This is a genomic window from Pseudomonas sp. NFACC10-1 (assembly GCF_900119195.1).
GTDB lineage: Bacteria > Pseudomonadota > Gammaproteobacteria > Pseudomonadales > Pseudomonadaceae > Aquipseudomonas > Aquipseudomonas cerasi.
Genome location: NZ_FPJB01000009.1, coordinates 111,634 through 127,426 on the forward strand (window position 1 = coordinate 111,634; position 15,793 = coordinate 127,426).

The window sequence follows — 15,793 nt, forward strand, 5'->3', positions numbered from 1 at the left end:
TTTTGAATCGTCCGTTTCTTATTGCTCAGATCAGTGACCTGCACCTCAAAGCCGACGGGCGCCTGACCTATGGCGTGGTCGATACCCTGGGGGCGCTGCGCCGCGCGGTCGCGCACATCAATGCCAGCAAGCAGCGCCCCGACATCGTGGTGATCAGCGGTGACCTGGTGGACTTCGGTCGCGAGGACGAATACGCCGTGCTCAAGCCCGAACTGGAACGTCTGCAGATGCCATTCTATCTGGTGCCCGGCAATCATGACGATCGGCACAACCTGCTGGCCGCGTTTGCCGAGCAGGTGTACCTGCCGTTGTCGGCCAGCGGTCCTCTGGACTGGGTCGTTGAGAAATACCCGGTGCGCCTGATCGGCATGGACACGACCATTCCCGGCGAGCATGGCGGGCAACTGGATTATTGTCAGCTGGACTGGCTGCACGCACAGCTGTCCCGTCGTCCTTACGTGCCGACCGTGATCGTCATGCACCATCCGCCGTTTATTACCGGCATAGGGCACATGGACCGCGAATCCTTCGGCAACGCATCGGCGCTGGAGCGCGTCATCGCCCAGCATCCGCAAGTGGAGCGTTTGCTGTGCGGACATTTGCATCGACCGATGCAGCGACGTTTCGGAGGCAGCGTGGCGAGCATATGCCCGGGCACCTCACACCAGATCGTCCTCGACCTCGACGAAGCCGCGCCTGCGCATTTCAATCTGGAACCGGCAGGTTACGTGCTGCATCGCTGGCATTCGGAACAGGGGTTTGTCAGTCATAACGCCGTGTTCGGCGACTATGAAGGGCCATACCCGTTCTACGATGTGAACGGGTTGATTGATTAATTGATTGCTCATCGCTCCCACGCTCTGCGCCCGGCGTGATACTCAAGTTTTGATGAGCCCGGAAAGCGGGGCTCGACGCGCAGTATCAGGCGGAGCAAAGATCCTTGTGGGAGTGAGCTTGCTCACGAAGACGGTGTTTCAGTCGATGCATTTTCGACGATCATACAGCCCTCTTCGCGAACAAGTTCGCTCCCACGGCCTCCGGCCAGAATCAATAGCAGACCTTTATATAACGATGAGCGATCTGCGTCCTCTTCCTGATTGCCGATCAGGCGCCGATAACGCCGCCATCTTCCCGGGTGATGACCATCACCGATGAGCGCGGTTTACCGTTGGGCAAATGCTCGGGGAAGGTAGAGCCACCGTTTTCGCCGGGATGCTGGATGCCGATGAACATCGTCCGGTAGTCAGGCGCAAAGCTGATGCCGGTGATTTCGCAACCGATCGGGCCAACCAGAAAACGGCGGATCTCGCCGCTGGCCGGGTCGGCACAGAGCATCTGGTTGTTGCCCATGCCAGCGAAGTCACCCTTGTTGCTGGAGTCGCCGTCGGTCTGGATCCACAGCCGACCCGATCGATCGAAACTCAGGCCGTCCGGGCTGTTGAACATGTTCTGCGCGTTGATGTTGCTCGACCCGCCCTGTGGCGTACCGGCATGTACGGTCGGGTTGCCCGCGACCACAAACAGGTCCCACTCGAACGCCATCGCCGACGCATTGTTGCCGCCTTCGCGCCAGCGCAGGATCTGCCCGTACTGGTTCTTGGCGCGTGGATTCGGCCCGCCAACCGGCTGACCTTCGTCGCCGCGCTTGATGTTGTTGGTCAGCGTGCAATAAACCTGGCCATCCTTGGGGCTGACCACGATCCATTCCGGGCGGTCCATGCGCGTGGCCTTGACCACGCTGGCGGCCAGCCGTGCATGAATCAACACTTCAGCCTGATTGGCGAAACCGGCAGCGGCATCGAGGCCGTTCTTGCCGTATTTCAGTTCGATCCACTGGCCGTTGCCCTTTGGATGGTCCGGGTTGCCGTTGCCAGCGTCGAATTGCGCCACGTACAGGGTGCCGTGGTCCAGCAGGTCGCGATTGGCTTTCGGGTTCTTGCGATCGATCCGGTCGCGGCTGATGAATTTATAGATGAACTCGCCACGCTCGTCGTCGCCCATGTACACCACGGCGCGCCCGTCCCTGGTCTGCGTGAAGGCGGCGTTTTCGTGCTTGAAACGCCCGAGTGCCGTGCGCTTGACCGGCGTCGATTCGGGGTCGAACGGATCGATCTCGACCACCCAGCCATGGCGATTGACCTCGTTGGGGTTTTTTGCCACGTCGAAGCGCGGGTCGTGCGGGTGCCAGTTGATCTCTTTACTGGCAGCCACGACGCCATAGCGCTTCATGCCCGCATCGAATGTCTGCTCCGGGTTGCTGCTGCCGAAGCAGTCGGTGAAGTTCTCTTCACAGGTCAGGTACGTGCCCCACGGTGTCTGGCCGCTGGAGCAGTTCTGGAACGTCCCCAGGACGCGGGTGCCGGTCTTGTCGGCGTCAGTCTTGAGCCATTCGTGACCGGCCGCCGGGCCACTCAGCCTGATCGGCGTATTGCCATGCACGCGACGGTTGTAACGCGAGTCCTGCACGAACTGCCATTTGCCGTTTTTCTGCTGTATCTCGATCACTGACACGCCTTCTGCGGCGAGAGCCTTGCGCACTTCTTCAGCCGATTGCGGCTCCTTGCCATGCTCGAAGAGGTAGCGGTAGTTGGTGTATTCGTTGTTGATCGCCAGCAAAGCACGGTCTTTGCGACCCCGCATCGGGAACAGGCACATGCCGTCGTTGTTGTCGCCGAACTGCACCTCCTGAGCCTGGGCGGTACCCTTGCCACTCGGGTCGAACGCCGGACCGCCCGCTCGCAGAGGCTGGCCCCAACTGATCAGTACCGAGGACGTGTAACCTGCTGGCAGGCTGATGCTGTCGGCGGTGGCAGCAGGAATGCTCTGGAAGCCGAGCAATCTGCCAGACGCCGCGCTGACGCTGTTGGCCAGAGCGGTACGGCTGAGCAGGTTGCCGCCGAGAAACATCGCAGCGCCGCACAATGCGCCCGCGCTGATGAAACCGCGGCGGGTGAGGCCGACCTTGTCGGCGCCGACCAGGTTTTCCAGGTCAGTGGTCTGGTTTTCTTCTAATAGTTTCATCATCACGGCTCCCTCGAATATGGCAGCCACCTTAGTGCGCGCATATGACGAAATTGTGTCGTAGTGATGACCTGCCAGCGCTTACAACGGTATACCCAGCAGTACCAGTGAAGCAGCAAATCTTGCCTGCACCGTGGTGCCGGTTTTCAACTGTTGTGCATGCAGGTGCTCAGGTGTCGCCAGGGCGCACAGCGTCTGGCCGCCGGGGAGTGTGATGCGTACTTCGCTCGGGCCATCTTCAGCGTCGGTCACGCTGTCGATTCGGCCGATCAGACAATTGTTTCCATTTGTTTCTTCGCTGCGGTCTGCGTGCAGTTCCAGCCAGCCGGCCTTGATCAGTGCAACCACCTCCGTGCCGTTTTCCAGTTCCAGACGCAGGGTGCTGTCATGGGTGACCTGTGCTTCGATAAACACCTCGTCCGCCAATTGCAGGCGAACCTGATCGTTATGCCCCTGGCGGGTGATGCTGACGATCCGCCCCAGCAACTGATTGCGTGCGCTGGTACGCAGGGTCAGGCGATTGAGCAGGTCAAGGTCGCTGCTGTCTTCGGCCGCTTCCAGCACCTGGGCCTGCAAGGCCTGGACGCGCTGATAGAGACGCAGCACTCGCTCGCCCTCGACCGACAACTTCGCGCCGCCACCGCCGCGTCCGCCGACACTGCGCTCTACCAGCGGTTTTTGCGCCAGATTGTTCAGCTCGTCGATCGCGTCCCAGGCCGCCTTGTAACTCAGCCCTGCGCTTTTCGCAGCGCGGGTGATCGAGCCCTGTTCGGCAATATGCTGCAACAGCGCAATGCGTTGCGGGCGACGGACCATGTGTTGCGTCAGCAAGGTGGGGAGGGCCATGGAAATCCGGGCGGTCGAGTAGGAGTGGGCAGTATGATCGCTCTCGCTCATGGCGTCGAAACCGGACGCGGAGCGTCCCGAAAGGCATTACCACGCTGGAGCGTGGGAACGATATTAAACCAGGCGCGTAGGGGCCATTAGTCACCCGGCTTGGGCGTGCGAGCCAGGCAATACACGTCCACCCGCCGCGCACCGGCCTTGTTCAGCAGTCGCGCAATGACGTCTGCCGTCGAACCGGTGGTCAGAACATCATCGACCAGCGCCAAGTGCTTGCCCTGTACCCAATCGGGATCAACCAGGGTAAAGGCGCCGCGCAGGTTGCGCCTGCGGGCTTTCGCGTCCAGGCCCTGTTGTGCGGTTGTCTCCCGGCTGCGTAACACATGCTCCTCGTCGACGGGCAGTTGCAGCTGTTTACCCAGCCAACCGGCCAGCATTGCCGCCTGATTGTAGCCGCGCTGGCGCAAGCGTTTGTTGGCCAGCGGCACTGGAATGAGGCAGTCGGGGCGCGGCAGGTCTTCCTCGAAACGGTGCTGCAGGTATTGCGCGCACAGTTCCGCCAGCAGTCGTCCCATGGGCCATTTACCGTTATGTTTGAAGCGGGTGATCAGACCGTCGACCGGGAAATCGTACAGCCAGGGCGCGATGACCTGAGCAAAGCCGGGCGTTTGCTTGCAGCATTGCGCGCAGCTCATGCCTGAACGCGGTAACGGCAGCGCACAGCACACGCAGGCGTTGCCCAGCCACGGCAGTTCTGCTTCGCACGGCACGCAAATGGGCGTGGGCACCTCACTGCGTTCATCGCATAACAAACAGGATTGTTTGTTTTTTAACCAGATGTAAACCTCATGCGGGTAGCTGGGTTGACAGCGCATGGCTCTTCCTTAAATATGCCCGACATCCGTGTAGCGCATGGGGTCTTTCCCGCCCTCGCGCATTGCCCAGAAACACCAAGGAGCCGCCCGATGAGCGCCAGCACCACCGCCACTTTGCGTCACGACTGGACTTTAGCCGAGGTCAGGGCGCTGTTTGTACAGCCATTCAATGACCTGCTGTTTCAGGCGCAAACGGTGCATCGCGCTCACTTCGACGCCAACCGCGTGCAAGTTTCCACGCTGCTGTCGATCAAGACCGGCGCCTGCCCGGAAGACTGCAAGTACTGTCCGCAGTCCGGCCACTACAACACCGGTCTCGAAAAAGAAAAGCTGCTGGAAGTGCAGAAGGTGCTTGAAGAAGCCGCGCGTGCCAAGGCCATTGGTTCGACCCGCTTTTGCATGGGCGCGGCCTGGAAGCATCCTTCCGCCAAGGACATGCCTTATGTGCTGGAGATGGTCAAAGGCGTGAAAGCCATGGGCATGGAAACCTGCATGACCCTGGGCCGCCTCGATCAGGAACAGACCGAAGCGCTGGCCACCGCGGGCCTGGACTACTACAACCACAACCTCGACACCTCGCCGGAGTTCTACGGCAGCATCATCACCACCCGGACCTACAGCGAGCGCCTGCAAACCCTGGCCTACGTGCGCGATGCGGGGATGAAGATCTGCTCCGGTGGCATTCTGGGCATGGGCGAGTCCCTCGATGACCGCGCGGGGCTGCTGATTCAACTGGCCAACCTGCCTGAGCACCCGGAGTCGGTGCCGATCAACATGCTGGTCAAGGTCGCCGGTACGCCGCTGGAAAACGCCGAAGATGTCGACCCGTTCGATTTCATTCGCATGCTCGCCGTGGCACGGATTCTCATGCCGAAATCCCACGTGCGTCTGTCCGCCGGTCGCGAAGCGATGAACGAGCAAATGCAGGCACTGGCGTTCTTCGCCGGGGCCAACTCGATTTTCTACGGCGACAAGCTGCTGACCACCGCCAACCCGCAGGCCGACAAGGACATGCTGCTGTTCTCGCGCCTGGGCATCAAGCCCGAAGCAGGCGAAGGGCATGCCGACGAAGTGCATCAGGCCGCCATCGAACAGGCGCTGGTCGAGCAACAAAGCAGCTCGATGTTCTACGACGCTGCCTCTGCCTGATCCGTTGAATGGGCCGGCCTGTTCCGGCCCGTTTTGAATTGTCATCTTCCGGTTCGGGGCCTGCATGTCTTTCGATCTCCGCACGCGCCTCGATGCCCGGCGCGCCGCACACCTCTATCGCCAGCGCCCGCTGCTGCAAAGTCCGCAGGGGCCGCAGGTCATCGTCGACGGCCAGCCGTTACTGGCGTTCTGCAACAACGATTATATGGGGCTGGCCAATCATCCCGAGGTGATCGCCGCCTGGCAGGCAGGTGCCGAGCGCTGGGGCGTGGGAGGCGGGGCTTCGCATCTGGTGATCGGCCACAGCGCGCCGCACCATGAACTGGAAGAAGCGCTGGCCGAGCTGACCGGTCGCCCGCGCGCCCTGTTGTTCTCCAATGGCTACATGGCCAACCTTGGCGCAGTGACGGCGTTGGTCGGGCAGGGCGATACGGTGCTGGAGGACCGTCTCAACCACGCCTCGCTACTGGATGCCGGTCTGCTCAGCGGTGCACGGTTTTCGCGCTATCTGCACAACGATGTGAGCAGCCTGGAAGCCCGCCTGGAAAAATCCGTGGGCGATACCCTGGTAGTCACCGACGGGGTGTTCAGCATGGACGGCGACATCGCCGATCTGCCCGCGCTGGCCCGTTCGGCGAGGGCCAAAGGGGCCTGGCTGATGGTGGATGACGCTCACGGCTTCGGCCCCTTGGGTGCCAACGGCGCCGGTATCGTCGAGCACTTCGGCCTGAGCATGGATGAGGTGCCGGTGCTGGTCGGCACCCTGGGCAAGTCGTTCGGCACTTCCGGGGCGTTTGTGGCCGGCAGTGAAGAGTTGATCGAAACCCTGATCCAGTTCGCCCGGCCCTACATCTACACCACCAGCCAGCCGCCCGCGCTGGCCTGCGCCACCTTGAAAAGCCTGCAGTTGCTGCGTACCGAGCATTGGCGTCGCGAGCATCTGACGCGACTGATTCAGCAGTTTCGTCGCGGTGCCGAGCAGATCGGGCTGCAACTGATGGACAGCTTTACCCCGATTCAGCCGATCATGATCGGTGATGCCGGTCGGGCGTTGCACCTCTCGCAGTTGCTCCGTGAGCGTGGCCTGCTGGTCACCGCCATTCGCCCGCCTACTGTGCCTGCGGGCAGCGCGCGACTTCGTGTGACCTTGTCTGCCGCGCACAGCGAAGCCGACGTGCAGCTATTATTGAACACTCTGGAGCAGTGCTACCCGCTGCTGGATGCCAGCCAATCCTCGGAGCCTGTTCATGCGTGATCGTCTGATTCTGTTGCCAGGCTGGGGCCTTGGCGTTTCGCCGCTGGAGCCGCTTGCTGCTGCGCTGCGTGGGCTGGACGAGCACTTGCGGGTTGAAGTCGAGCCATTGCCGGATATCGACAGCTGCGACTTGCCGGACTGGCTCGACGAATTGGACAGCAACCTGCCAGACGACGCCTGGCTGGGCGGCTGGTCATTGGGTGGCATGCTCGCGGCTGAACTGGCGGCGCGGCGCGGCGAAGGTTGTTGCGGACTACTGACGCTGGCCAGCAACGCCTGTTTCGTCACCCAAGGTGCGTGGCCGAACGCAATGCCCGCGCAGGATTTCGAGGCATTTCTGGCTGGCTGTGCCGATGATCCGGACCTGACCCTCAAGCGTTTCAGCCTGTTATGCACGCAAGGCGCAGAAGACCCGCGCGGTCTGGCGCGGCTGCTCAAGGCCGGCGCACCGCACCTGTCGAAAACGGCGTTGATCGACGGCCTGAAAATACTTCGGCAACTCGACACCCGCAGCGCTTTGCAAACCTATCGTGGCCCGCAACTGCACCTGTTTGCCGGGCTGGATGCCTTCGTGCCCGCTGAGGCGGCAAGTGATCTGCTGGCCTTGTTGCCGGATGTCGAAGTGGGGCTCATCGAGCAGGCCAGTCATGCCTTCCTGCTGGAAAACCCTCACGGGGTGGCGGCTGCGATCCATGCCTTTCTGCACGAGCTGGACGATGACTGATCTTTCAATCCCCAAACCACCTTCTGTCTTGCCTGACAAACGTCAGGTCGCCGCGTCGTTTTCCCGCGCGGCAGGCAGCTATGACAGCGTTGCCGAACTGCAGCGCAACGTCGGTAATGAGCTGCTCACGTGTTTGCCTGCGCAATGCAATCCGTCTCGCTGGCTGGATCTAGGCAGCGGCACCGGCTATTTCAGCCGGGCGCTGGCGCAGGCTTTCAATGGCAGCGAAGGCATTGCACTGGATATCGCCGAAGGCATGTTGCGTCACGCCCGACCCTTGGGTGGCGCACAGCACTTTGTTGCGGGTGATGCCGAGCACCTGCCGCTGCGTGACCAGACCTGCGGGCTGATTTTTTCCAGCCTCGCGGTGCAGTGGTGCGCCGATTTCACGGCGGTGCTCAGTGAAGCTCACCGCGTTTTGCAACCAGGCGGCGTATTTGCCTTTGCCAGCCTGTGTGTCGGCACGCTGTACGAGCTGCGCGACAGTTGGCAGGCAGTGGACGGCCGGGTGCATGTGAACCGTTTTCGTCATGAGGATGACTATCGTCAGCTGTGCGTGGCGAGCGGCCTGCAAGTGCGCAGCCTCGATGTTCGCCCGCAGGTTCTGCATTACCCGGACGTGCGCAGCCTGACGCACGAGTTGAAGGCGCTCGGTGCGCACAATCTCAACCCCGGACGACCCAATGGCCTGACCGGGCGCGAGCGGATCATGGGCATGGTTCAGGCCTATGAAGGCTTCCGCCAGGACGCCGGACTGCCCGCTACCTATCAAGTGCTGTACGCGGTGCTTGAAAAAAACTGACGGACTGACAGGAAAGACTGCTGAGATGACTGCTGCCTACTTCATCACCGGGACCGATACCGACGCTGGCAAGACCACGGTGGCTGCCGGTTTGCTGCATGCAGCCCGAATGTCCGGCCTGAGCACGGCAGCCGGCAAGCCCGTTGCCTCCGGTTGTTTTGTCACGCCACAGGGGCTGCGCAACCCGGATGCTCTGGCGTTGCTGGCCGAGTGTTCTGTCGAGCTGGATTACGCTGAGGTCAACCCGCTGGCTTTCGAACCAGCCATCGCTCCGCACCTGGCAGCACGCGAAGCTGGCGTCGCGTTGACCGTCGATTCGGTGCTGCAACCCATGCGGCAGATGCTCGCCAGACAGGCCGATTTCACCCTGATCGAAGGGGCGGGCGGTTGGCGCGTGCCGCTGTCCGGGCAGAGCACATTGTCCGACCTGGCCATTGCCTTGGACCTGCCGGTGATTCTGGTGGTGGGCGTGCGTCTGGGCTGCATCAATCATGCGGTGTTGACTGCCGAAGCGATTGCCCGTGACGGGTTGCGTCTGGCCGGCTGGGTGGCCAACATCGTGGATGCCGACACCTCGCGGCTTGAAGAAAACCTCGCCACGCTGGTCGAGCGTCTGCCTGCACCTTGCCTGGGGCGGGTGCCGCGTTTGAACGAGGCGAGTGCCGAAAATGTGGCGCAGTATCTCGACTTGAAGGTGTTGAGCTGACAGCGCCGCTATGTCGCTGACCGGCAAGACAGTTTTGGATTTTCAAGACTCAGGCTATCGTGCGGCCTAGTGCCATTAGTCTGTTTGTCGAGTATTTCCGGGCAAATGCTGCTTCAATGGGCGTGTTCGTTTTTTGAACTGAGGATCGGCTTATGCAAATCACCATGAACAACACCCTCTACCCAGGCCTTAGCGCAATGCAGGTCGGGCAAAGTCGTGTGGATCAGGCGGCCACCCAGATTGCCAGCTCCAATATCGAAGTGTCGGGCAGAAGCCAGTCTTCTGACTTTCAGCTTGAGAACCTGCGCTCTGTTGATCGCAGCCAGCGTTCCGACTTGCCGTCCAACATCGTCGAACTCGAGGCTGGAAAGGATCAGTTTGCAGCCGGACTGGCTGCGCAGAAAGCCAGCAATGAAATGCTCGGTACGCTGATCGACACCTACGCCTGATTCTCGCGTCAATTCCCGCCGTGCCATCAGCGCACGGCGTTGCCCGCTGAATTTCTCCGCATCATTGTCCTGTATCACGCCTGCACCCGGTTTCTCCCTCCACTAGACTTTTGCTTACGTTTCGCTCGCCCCCGCACGACGTACACCTGCGTGGCTTATGCATGGGCCGTGGACGAATGGTGCGTGCTTCGCTATTGACAAGGTTTGGGCGTAAACGTATGTTTCAAACACCTGTTTGACCGCGAGGCATACGAGATTGTCTGGCGCTTGAGGGTATCTCTCCAGCGACCGCCCGGTCATTCGTTCCAGGATTCATCAGCAGAGGTTATCGCTATGCCTGACTACAAGGCCCCCTTGCGTGATATTCGTTTTGTTCGTGATGAACTGCTCGGCTATGAAGCGCACTATCAGAGTCTGCCAGCCTGTCATGACGCCACTCCGGACATGGTCGACGCCATTCTGGAAGAGGGTGCCAAGTTCTGTGAGCAGGTGCTGGCACCGCTGAACCGTGTGGGCGATACCGAGGGTTGCACCTGGAGCGAGTCGGGCGTGAAGACGCCGACCGGCTTCAAACAGGCTTACAAACAGTTCGTCGAAGGCGGCTGGCCAAGTCTGGCGCATGACGTTGCGCACGGCGGTCAGGGTCTGCCCGAGTCGCTGGGCCTGGCGGTCAGCGAGATGGTCGGTGAGGCGAACTGGTCGTGGGGCATGTACCCTGGCCTGTCGCACGGTGCGATGAACACGATCTCCGAGCACGGCACGCCCGAGCAGCAGGAAGCGTATCTGACCAAGCTGGTGTCCGGCGAATGGACCGGCACCATGTGCCTGACCGAGTCGCATTGCGGTACCGACCTGGGCATGCTGCGCACCAGAGCAGAGCCTCAGGCTGACGGGACCTACAAGGTTACCGGCACCAAGATTTTCATTTCCGCTGGCGAACACGACATGGCCGATAACATCGTCCACATCGTGCTGGCCCGCCTACCGGACGCACCGGCTGGCACCAAAGGTATTTCGCTGTTCATCGTGCCCAAGTTTCTCTCGGCTGCCGATGGCGGCATCGGTGAGCGCAACGCCGTGAACTGCGGCTCCATCGAGCACAAGATGGGCATCCACGGCAACGCCACCTGCGTGATGAACTTCGATGGCGCTACCGGTTATCTGATCGGACCGGCGAACAAGGGCCTGAACTGCATGTTCACGTTCATGAACACCGCGCGTCTGGGGACTGCACTGCAAGGGCTGGCGCACGCCGAAGTCGCCTTCCAGGGCGGCCTGCAATATGCCCGTGACCGCCTGCAAATGCGCTCGCTGACCGGCCCCAAGGCACCGGAAAAAGCCGCCGATCCGATCATCGTTCACCCTGATGTGCGTCGCATGCTGCTGACCATGAAGGCGTTCGCCGAAGGCACGCGTGCCATGGTGTACTTCACGGCCAAACAGGTCGACATCGTCAAGTACAGCGAAGACCCGGAGCAAAAGAAAGCCGCTGACGCGCTGCTGGCGTTCATGACCCCGATTGCCAAGGCGTTCATGACGGAAGTGGGCTTTGAAGCCGCCAACCACGGCGTGCAGATCTACGGCGGCCACGGCTTCATTGCCGAGTGGGGCATGGAGCAGAACGTTCGCGACAGCCGGATTTCGATGCTGTACGAAGGCACCACCGGTATTCAGGCGCTCGATCTGCTGGGCCGCAAGGTGCTGATGACCCAGGGCGAAGCGCTCAAGGGCTTCACCAAGATCGTTCACAAGTTCTGCCAGAGCAATGAAGGCAACGAAGTCGTTCAGGAGTTTGTGACGCCACTGGCTGCGTTGAACAAGGAGTGGGGCGACCTGACCCTCAAAGTCGGTATGGCGGCGATGAAGGATCGCGAAGAAGTGGGTGCTGCATCGGTGGACTACGTCATGTTCTCCGGCTATGCCTGCCTGGCGTACTTCTGGGCCGACATGGCGCGTGTTGCGGCCGAGAAACTGGCGGCCGGTACGTCTGACGAGGCGTTCTACCGCGCCAAGATCCAGACCGCGCGCTTCTACTTCCAGCGCATCCTGCCGCGCACCCGTACCCACGTGGCGGCCATTCTGTCGGGCGCTGCCAACCTGATGGACATGAAGGAAGAAGATTTCGGCCTGGCTTACTAAGCTTCGCTGGCGTCATGAAAACCGCCTGATCGCTGATCGGGCGGTTTTTTTATGGGTGCGTTTTAGCGCATCGCTGTATTCGAATCCCCGGCGAGACCTGAGAAGGCGTTCAGGCCCCGTGCATAGTCACGATGTTCTTCAGGACACCTCTCGTTCCTCACGCTCCGCGTGGGAATGCAGTTCGTGACGCTCTGTGTCACCCAACGCATGCCGACGCGGCGCATGGACGCAAGAAGCCCGCAATAAACATTTCCCGCTTCCTGCCGTTACAGAAATTAAGTTGTTTGTTGATCCTGCCGATGCATTGTTTGCTGGGGAGGGGCACAATGCCATCAGGCCAGCCAGTCATCCAGATGCCGGGTAGGAGATAACCCCTTTTGTTGCGTCCATCAGCTGCACGCTTGAGTCATTTTCTGCCTTCACTGGGCTTGCTGGTGGCGGGGCTTGCGGCTGCGTACGTAAAGGACCTGAACGTCTTCTTCACCTCGCTGTTCAACGTGCTTCCGACCCTGGTTCTGTTGTTGGGCGGCGCGTACTGCTGTGTTTACCGACGTCAGCGCGAGCTGTTTCTGATGCTCACGGTGTATATCGCCTACTACCTGCTCGATACCCAGACCGATTACTACCGTGACCACGGCAAGGTCCGCGAAGATGCGGCGGTGATCTTTCACCTGGTCTGCCTGCTGCTGCCGCTGCTGTTCGGGCTGTATGCAGCATGGGAGGAGCGAACGCATCTGTTTCAGGACATGGTCGCGCGGCTCGCGGTGCTGGTAGCGCTGGGCGGCGTGGCGGTGGGGCTTGAACAAAGTTATCCGGTCGAGCTGCAAGTCTGGCTGGCCGACATCCGCTGGCCTGTCCTGCATGGCGCATGGATGAGCCTGATTCAGTTGTCTTACGCGATGTTCCTCGTGTCATTCGGAGTGCTGATCTGGCAATACCTGGAAAAGCCGCGACCGCTGCATGCGGCGCAGATTGTCGGCCTGCTGGGCTTGTTCTGGGCATTGCCCAAGACCTTCATCCTGCCGTTCACGCTGAACATCCTGTGCAGCCAGGTGATGCTGATGATTGCCGCTGCTGTCGCTCACGAGGCCTATCAGATGGCCTTCCGCGACGAGCTCACCGGGTTGCCTGGGCGACGGGCGCTCAATGAGCGCATGCAGCGTCTGGGTCGCAACTATGTGCTGGCGATGAGCGACGTGGATCACTTCAAGAAATTCAACGATACCCACGGCCATGATGTGGGAGATCAGGTGTTGCGTCTGGTGGCCAGCAAACTGTCGAAAATCACCAGCGGCGGTGGCAAGGCCTATCGTTATGGTGGCGAAGAGTTCGCCATTGTGTTCGCCGCCAAGACTATCGATGAGTGCATGCCGCACCTGGAAGCCATCCGCGAGACCATCGCCAATTACGAGATTCAGCTGCGCAACAAGGACAGTCGCCCTCAGGACGATCAGCAAGGCCGGCAGCGCCGCAGCGGGGCGCAGTCAGGCAGTGTGTCGGTGACGGTGAGTATCGGCGTTGCCGAACGCCAGCCGGAGCATCGTACGCCCGAAGAGGTGCTCAAATGCGCCGACCAGGCGCTGTATGCGGCCAAGGGCGCCGGGCGCAATTGTGTGGTGGCTTACGGGCAGTTGAACCGACGTGGCGCTGTCCGCACAACTGAAGCGGCAACCTGAGCAAGCCCTTACGCTTCCCGTGACCTGTTATGACTATTCAGTCATGACACGACCCTATGTCTCTGAAATGTTGTTCGGTTAGACTCGTGGAACTCGACTGCTGATCTGCGTCGCTGGATGCATCGATCGGCTTCCCAAAGCATTTCGATCCGTGTTCACGAGGTTTGCCATGGCTGACTATAAAGCGCCACTGCGCGATATGCGCTTCGTCCTCAATGAAGTCTTCGAGGTTTCAAAGCTCTGGGCTCAACTGCCCGAGCTGGCCGAAACCGTCGACGCTGAAACGGTCGAAGCCATTCTCGAAGAAGCCGGTAAAGTGACCAGCAAGACCATTGCGCCGCTGAGCCGCAACGGTGACGAGGAGGGCTGCCACTGGAAGGACACCGTCGTCACCACACCTGCAGGTTTCCCCGAGGCCTATAAGACCTACGCTGAGGGCGGCTGGGTCGGTGTAGGCGGTAACCCCGAGTTTGGCGGCATGGGCATGCCCAAGGTGGTGTCGGCTCAGGTCGAAGAGATGCTCAACTCTGCCAGCCTGGCGTTCGGTCTGTACGCGATGCTTACGTCCGGCGCCTGCGTATCGATAGACACCCACGCCAGTGAAGCGCTCAAGAGCAAATTTCTGCCCAATATGTATTCAGGCGTCTGGGCCGGGTCGATGTGCCTGACCGAGGCCCACGCCGGTACGGATCTGGGCATGATTCGCACCCGCGCCGAACCCCAGGCGGACGGCGCTTACCAGATCACCGGCAGCAAGATTTTCATTACCGGTGGCGAACACGACCTGACCGAAAACATCATCCATCTGGTGCTGGCCAAGTTGCCGGATGCACCGCCTGGCCCCAAAGGCATTTCGCTGTTTCTGGTGCCCAAGTTCATGGTCGCTGACGACGGCAGCATCGGCGAGCGCAACACCGTCAGTTGTGGCTCGATCGAGCACAAGATGGGCATCCAGGCGTCTGCAACGTGTGTGATGAACTTCGACGCCGCCACCGGTTACCTGATCGGTGAGCCGAACAAAGGGCTGGCGGCGATGTTCACGATGATGAACTACGAGCGCCTCGGCGTCGGTATCCAGGGCCTGGCCTCTGGCGTGCGCTCTTATCAGGCCGCCGTCGAGTATGCGCAGGACCGTCTGCAGAGCCGTGCCCCGACCGGTGCGCAGAACAAGGACAAGGCCGCTGACCCGATCATCGTCCATCCTGACGTGCGTCGCATGCTGTTGACCATGAAAGCCTTCAACGAAGGCGGTCGGGCGTTTTCCAGCTACGTGGCCCTACAACTGGATATTGCCAAGTTCAGCGAAGACGATGCCGCGCGCAAGCGTGCCGATGATCTGGTAGCGCTGCTGACGCCCGTATCCAAGGCGTTCCTGAGTGATATCGGTCTGGAAACCACCGTTCATGGTCAGCAGGTATTCGGCGGCCACGGTTACATCCGCGAGTGGGGCCAGGAGCAACTGGTGCGTGACGTGCGTATCACGCAGATCTACGAAGGCACCAACGGCATTCAGGCGCTGGACTTGGTCGGGCGCAAGATCGTCGGTTCGAATGGCGCTTTCTATCAGCTGTTTTCCGATGAAGTCCGCCAGTTCATCAGCGGCTCGGACAACGCGCTCGGCGAGTTTACTCAGCCGCTGAGCAAAGCCTTGAACATGCTGGATGAGCTGACCGGCTGGGTGCTGGATCGCTCGCGTAACAACCCCAATGAAATCGGCGCAGCCTCTGTGGAATATCTGCATCTGTTCGGTTACACGGCGTATGCCTACATGTGGGCCATGATGGCCAAGGCAGCACTCGGTAAAGAGCAGCAGGAGGAGTTCTACGCAAGCAAGATGGGTACTGCACGCTTCTACTTCGCACGTCTGCTGCCGCGTATTCATTCGCTGGATGCCGCGGTGCGCGCGGGCAGCGAGTCGCTATACCTGTTGAAGGCGTCACAATTCTGACTTGGAAAAGCTTTGTAAGCATTTGCTTACACTGCGTGGTGCCAATTGACCTCTTCCCAAGAAAGGGATCCAAAGTTAATCTTTGTTCATGGACGTAGCGCAGGACGCGCAACAAGACATAACAGGGACACGTAGGGAAGCCTGCCAGGATGGCGGGGTGAAAGGGAAATCAGGGAAACAGTCTGGAAAGCCCCGCTTCGGCGGGG

At 60.7% G+C, this 15,793-nt stretch carries 13 protein-coding genes; 10 read left to right on the forward strand and 3 right to left on the reverse strand.

From position 1 onward, the window contains the following. The first annotated feature begins 2 nt into the window (after positions 1-2). On the forward strand, positions 3-836 hold the full coding sequence (locus BT119_RS23065; protein WP_003432597.1) for a phosphodiesterase: 834 nt from the start codon (positions 3-5) through the stop codon (positions 834-836). 268 nt (positions 837-1,104) lie between these two features. On the opposite strand, the gene BT119_RS23075 is transcribed toward BT119_RS23065, so the two are convergent. The 3 genes from BT119_RS23075 to BT119_RS23085 form a co-directional block, all read right to left on the reverse strand. Next, entirely contained in the window at positions 1,105-3,021 is a 1,917-nt protein-coding gene (locus tag BT119_RS23075; RefSeq protein ID WP_072367017.1) for a PhoX family protein, read from the reverse strand. Between the two features lie 81 nt (positions 3,022-3,102). Next, positions 3,103-3,867, reverse strand: coding sequence for a TOBE domain-containing protein (locus BT119_RS23080; RefSeq protein WP_003372419.1), 765 nt, complete (start codon positions 3,865-3,867; stop codon positions 3,103-3,105). Positions 3,868-4,004: 137 nt separating this feature from the next. Continuing rightward, on the reverse strand, positions 4,005-4,739 hold the full coding sequence (locus tag BT119_RS23085; RefSeq protein WP_072366989.1) for a ComF family protein: 735 nt from the start codon (positions 4,737-4,739) through the stop codon (positions 4,005-4,007). A gap of 90 nt (positions 4,740-4,829) precedes the next feature. Here BT119_RS23085 and bioB point away from each other — a divergent pair, with 90 nt between their 5' ends. From bioB to BT119_RS23130, 9 genes are all read left to right on the forward strand, one after another. Beyond that, a complete protein-coding gene (gene bioB, locus BT119_RS23090) occupies positions 4,830-5,888 on the forward strand; it encodes a biotin synthase BioB (RefSeq protein ID WP_003372416.1) in 1,059 nt (352 codons plus the stop codon). A gap of 64 nt (positions 5,889-5,952) precedes the next feature. Then, positions 5,953-7,143: an 8-amino-7-oxononanoate synthase gene (bioF, locus tag BT119_RS23095; protein WP_072366990.1), complete on the forward strand. Its 1,191-nt coding sequence runs from the start codon at positions 5,953-5,955 to the stop codon at positions 7,141-7,143. Continuing rightward, positions 7,136-7,867 carry an alpha/beta fold hydrolase gene (locus BT119_RS23100; protein ID WP_060708366.1) on the forward strand — a complete coding sequence of 244 codons (732 nt, stop codon included), beginning with the start codon at positions 7,136-7,138 and terminating at the stop codon, positions 7,865-7,867. The genes bioF and BT119_RS23100 overlap by 8 nt, the downstream gene beginning before the upstream one ends. Beyond that, positions 7,860-8,669 (forward strand): malonyl-ACP O-methyltransferase BioC, encoded by an 810-nt coding sequence (bioC, locus tag BT119_RS23105; protein ID WP_060708365.1) that lies wholly within the window; start codon positions 7,860-7,862, stop codon positions 8,667-8,669. The genes BT119_RS23100 and bioC overlap by 8 nt, the downstream gene beginning before the upstream one ends. 25 nt (positions 8,670-8,694) lie before the next feature. Beyond that, positions 8,695-9,375: a dethiobiotin synthase gene (gene bioD / locus BT119_RS23110; protein WP_003372407.1), complete on the forward strand. Its 681-nt coding sequence runs from the start codon at positions 8,695-8,697 to the stop codon at positions 9,373-9,375. Positions 9,376-9,527: 152 nt separating this feature from the next. Beyond that, complete coding sequence (locus BT119_RS23115; RefSeq protein WP_003316196.1) at positions 9,528-9,824, forward strand: hypothetical protein; 297 nt, start codon at positions 9,528-9,530, stop codon at positions 9,822-9,824. A 333-nt stretch (positions 9,825-10,157) separates the two neighbouring features. Continuing rightward, positions 10,158-11,963, forward strand: coding sequence for a phenylacyl-CoA dehydrogenase (locus BT119_RS23120; protein ID WP_003432609.1), 1,806 nt, complete (start codon positions 10,158-10,160; stop codon positions 11,961-11,963). Positions 11,964-12,340: 377 nt separating this feature from the next. Next, a complete protein-coding gene (locus BT119_RS23125) occupies positions 12,341-13,639 on the forward strand; it encodes a GGDEF domain-containing protein (protein ID WP_058396391.1) in 1,299 nt (432 codons plus the stop codon). A 169-nt stretch (positions 13,640-13,808) separates the two neighbouring features. Next, on the forward strand, positions 13,809-15,587 hold the full coding sequence (locus tag BT119_RS23130; protein ID WP_072366991.1) for an acyl-CoA dehydrogenase C-terminal domain-containing protein: 1,779 nt from the start codon (positions 13,809-13,811) through the stop codon (positions 15,585-15,587). The last annotated feature ends 206 nt before the right edge of the window (positions 15,588-15,793 follow it).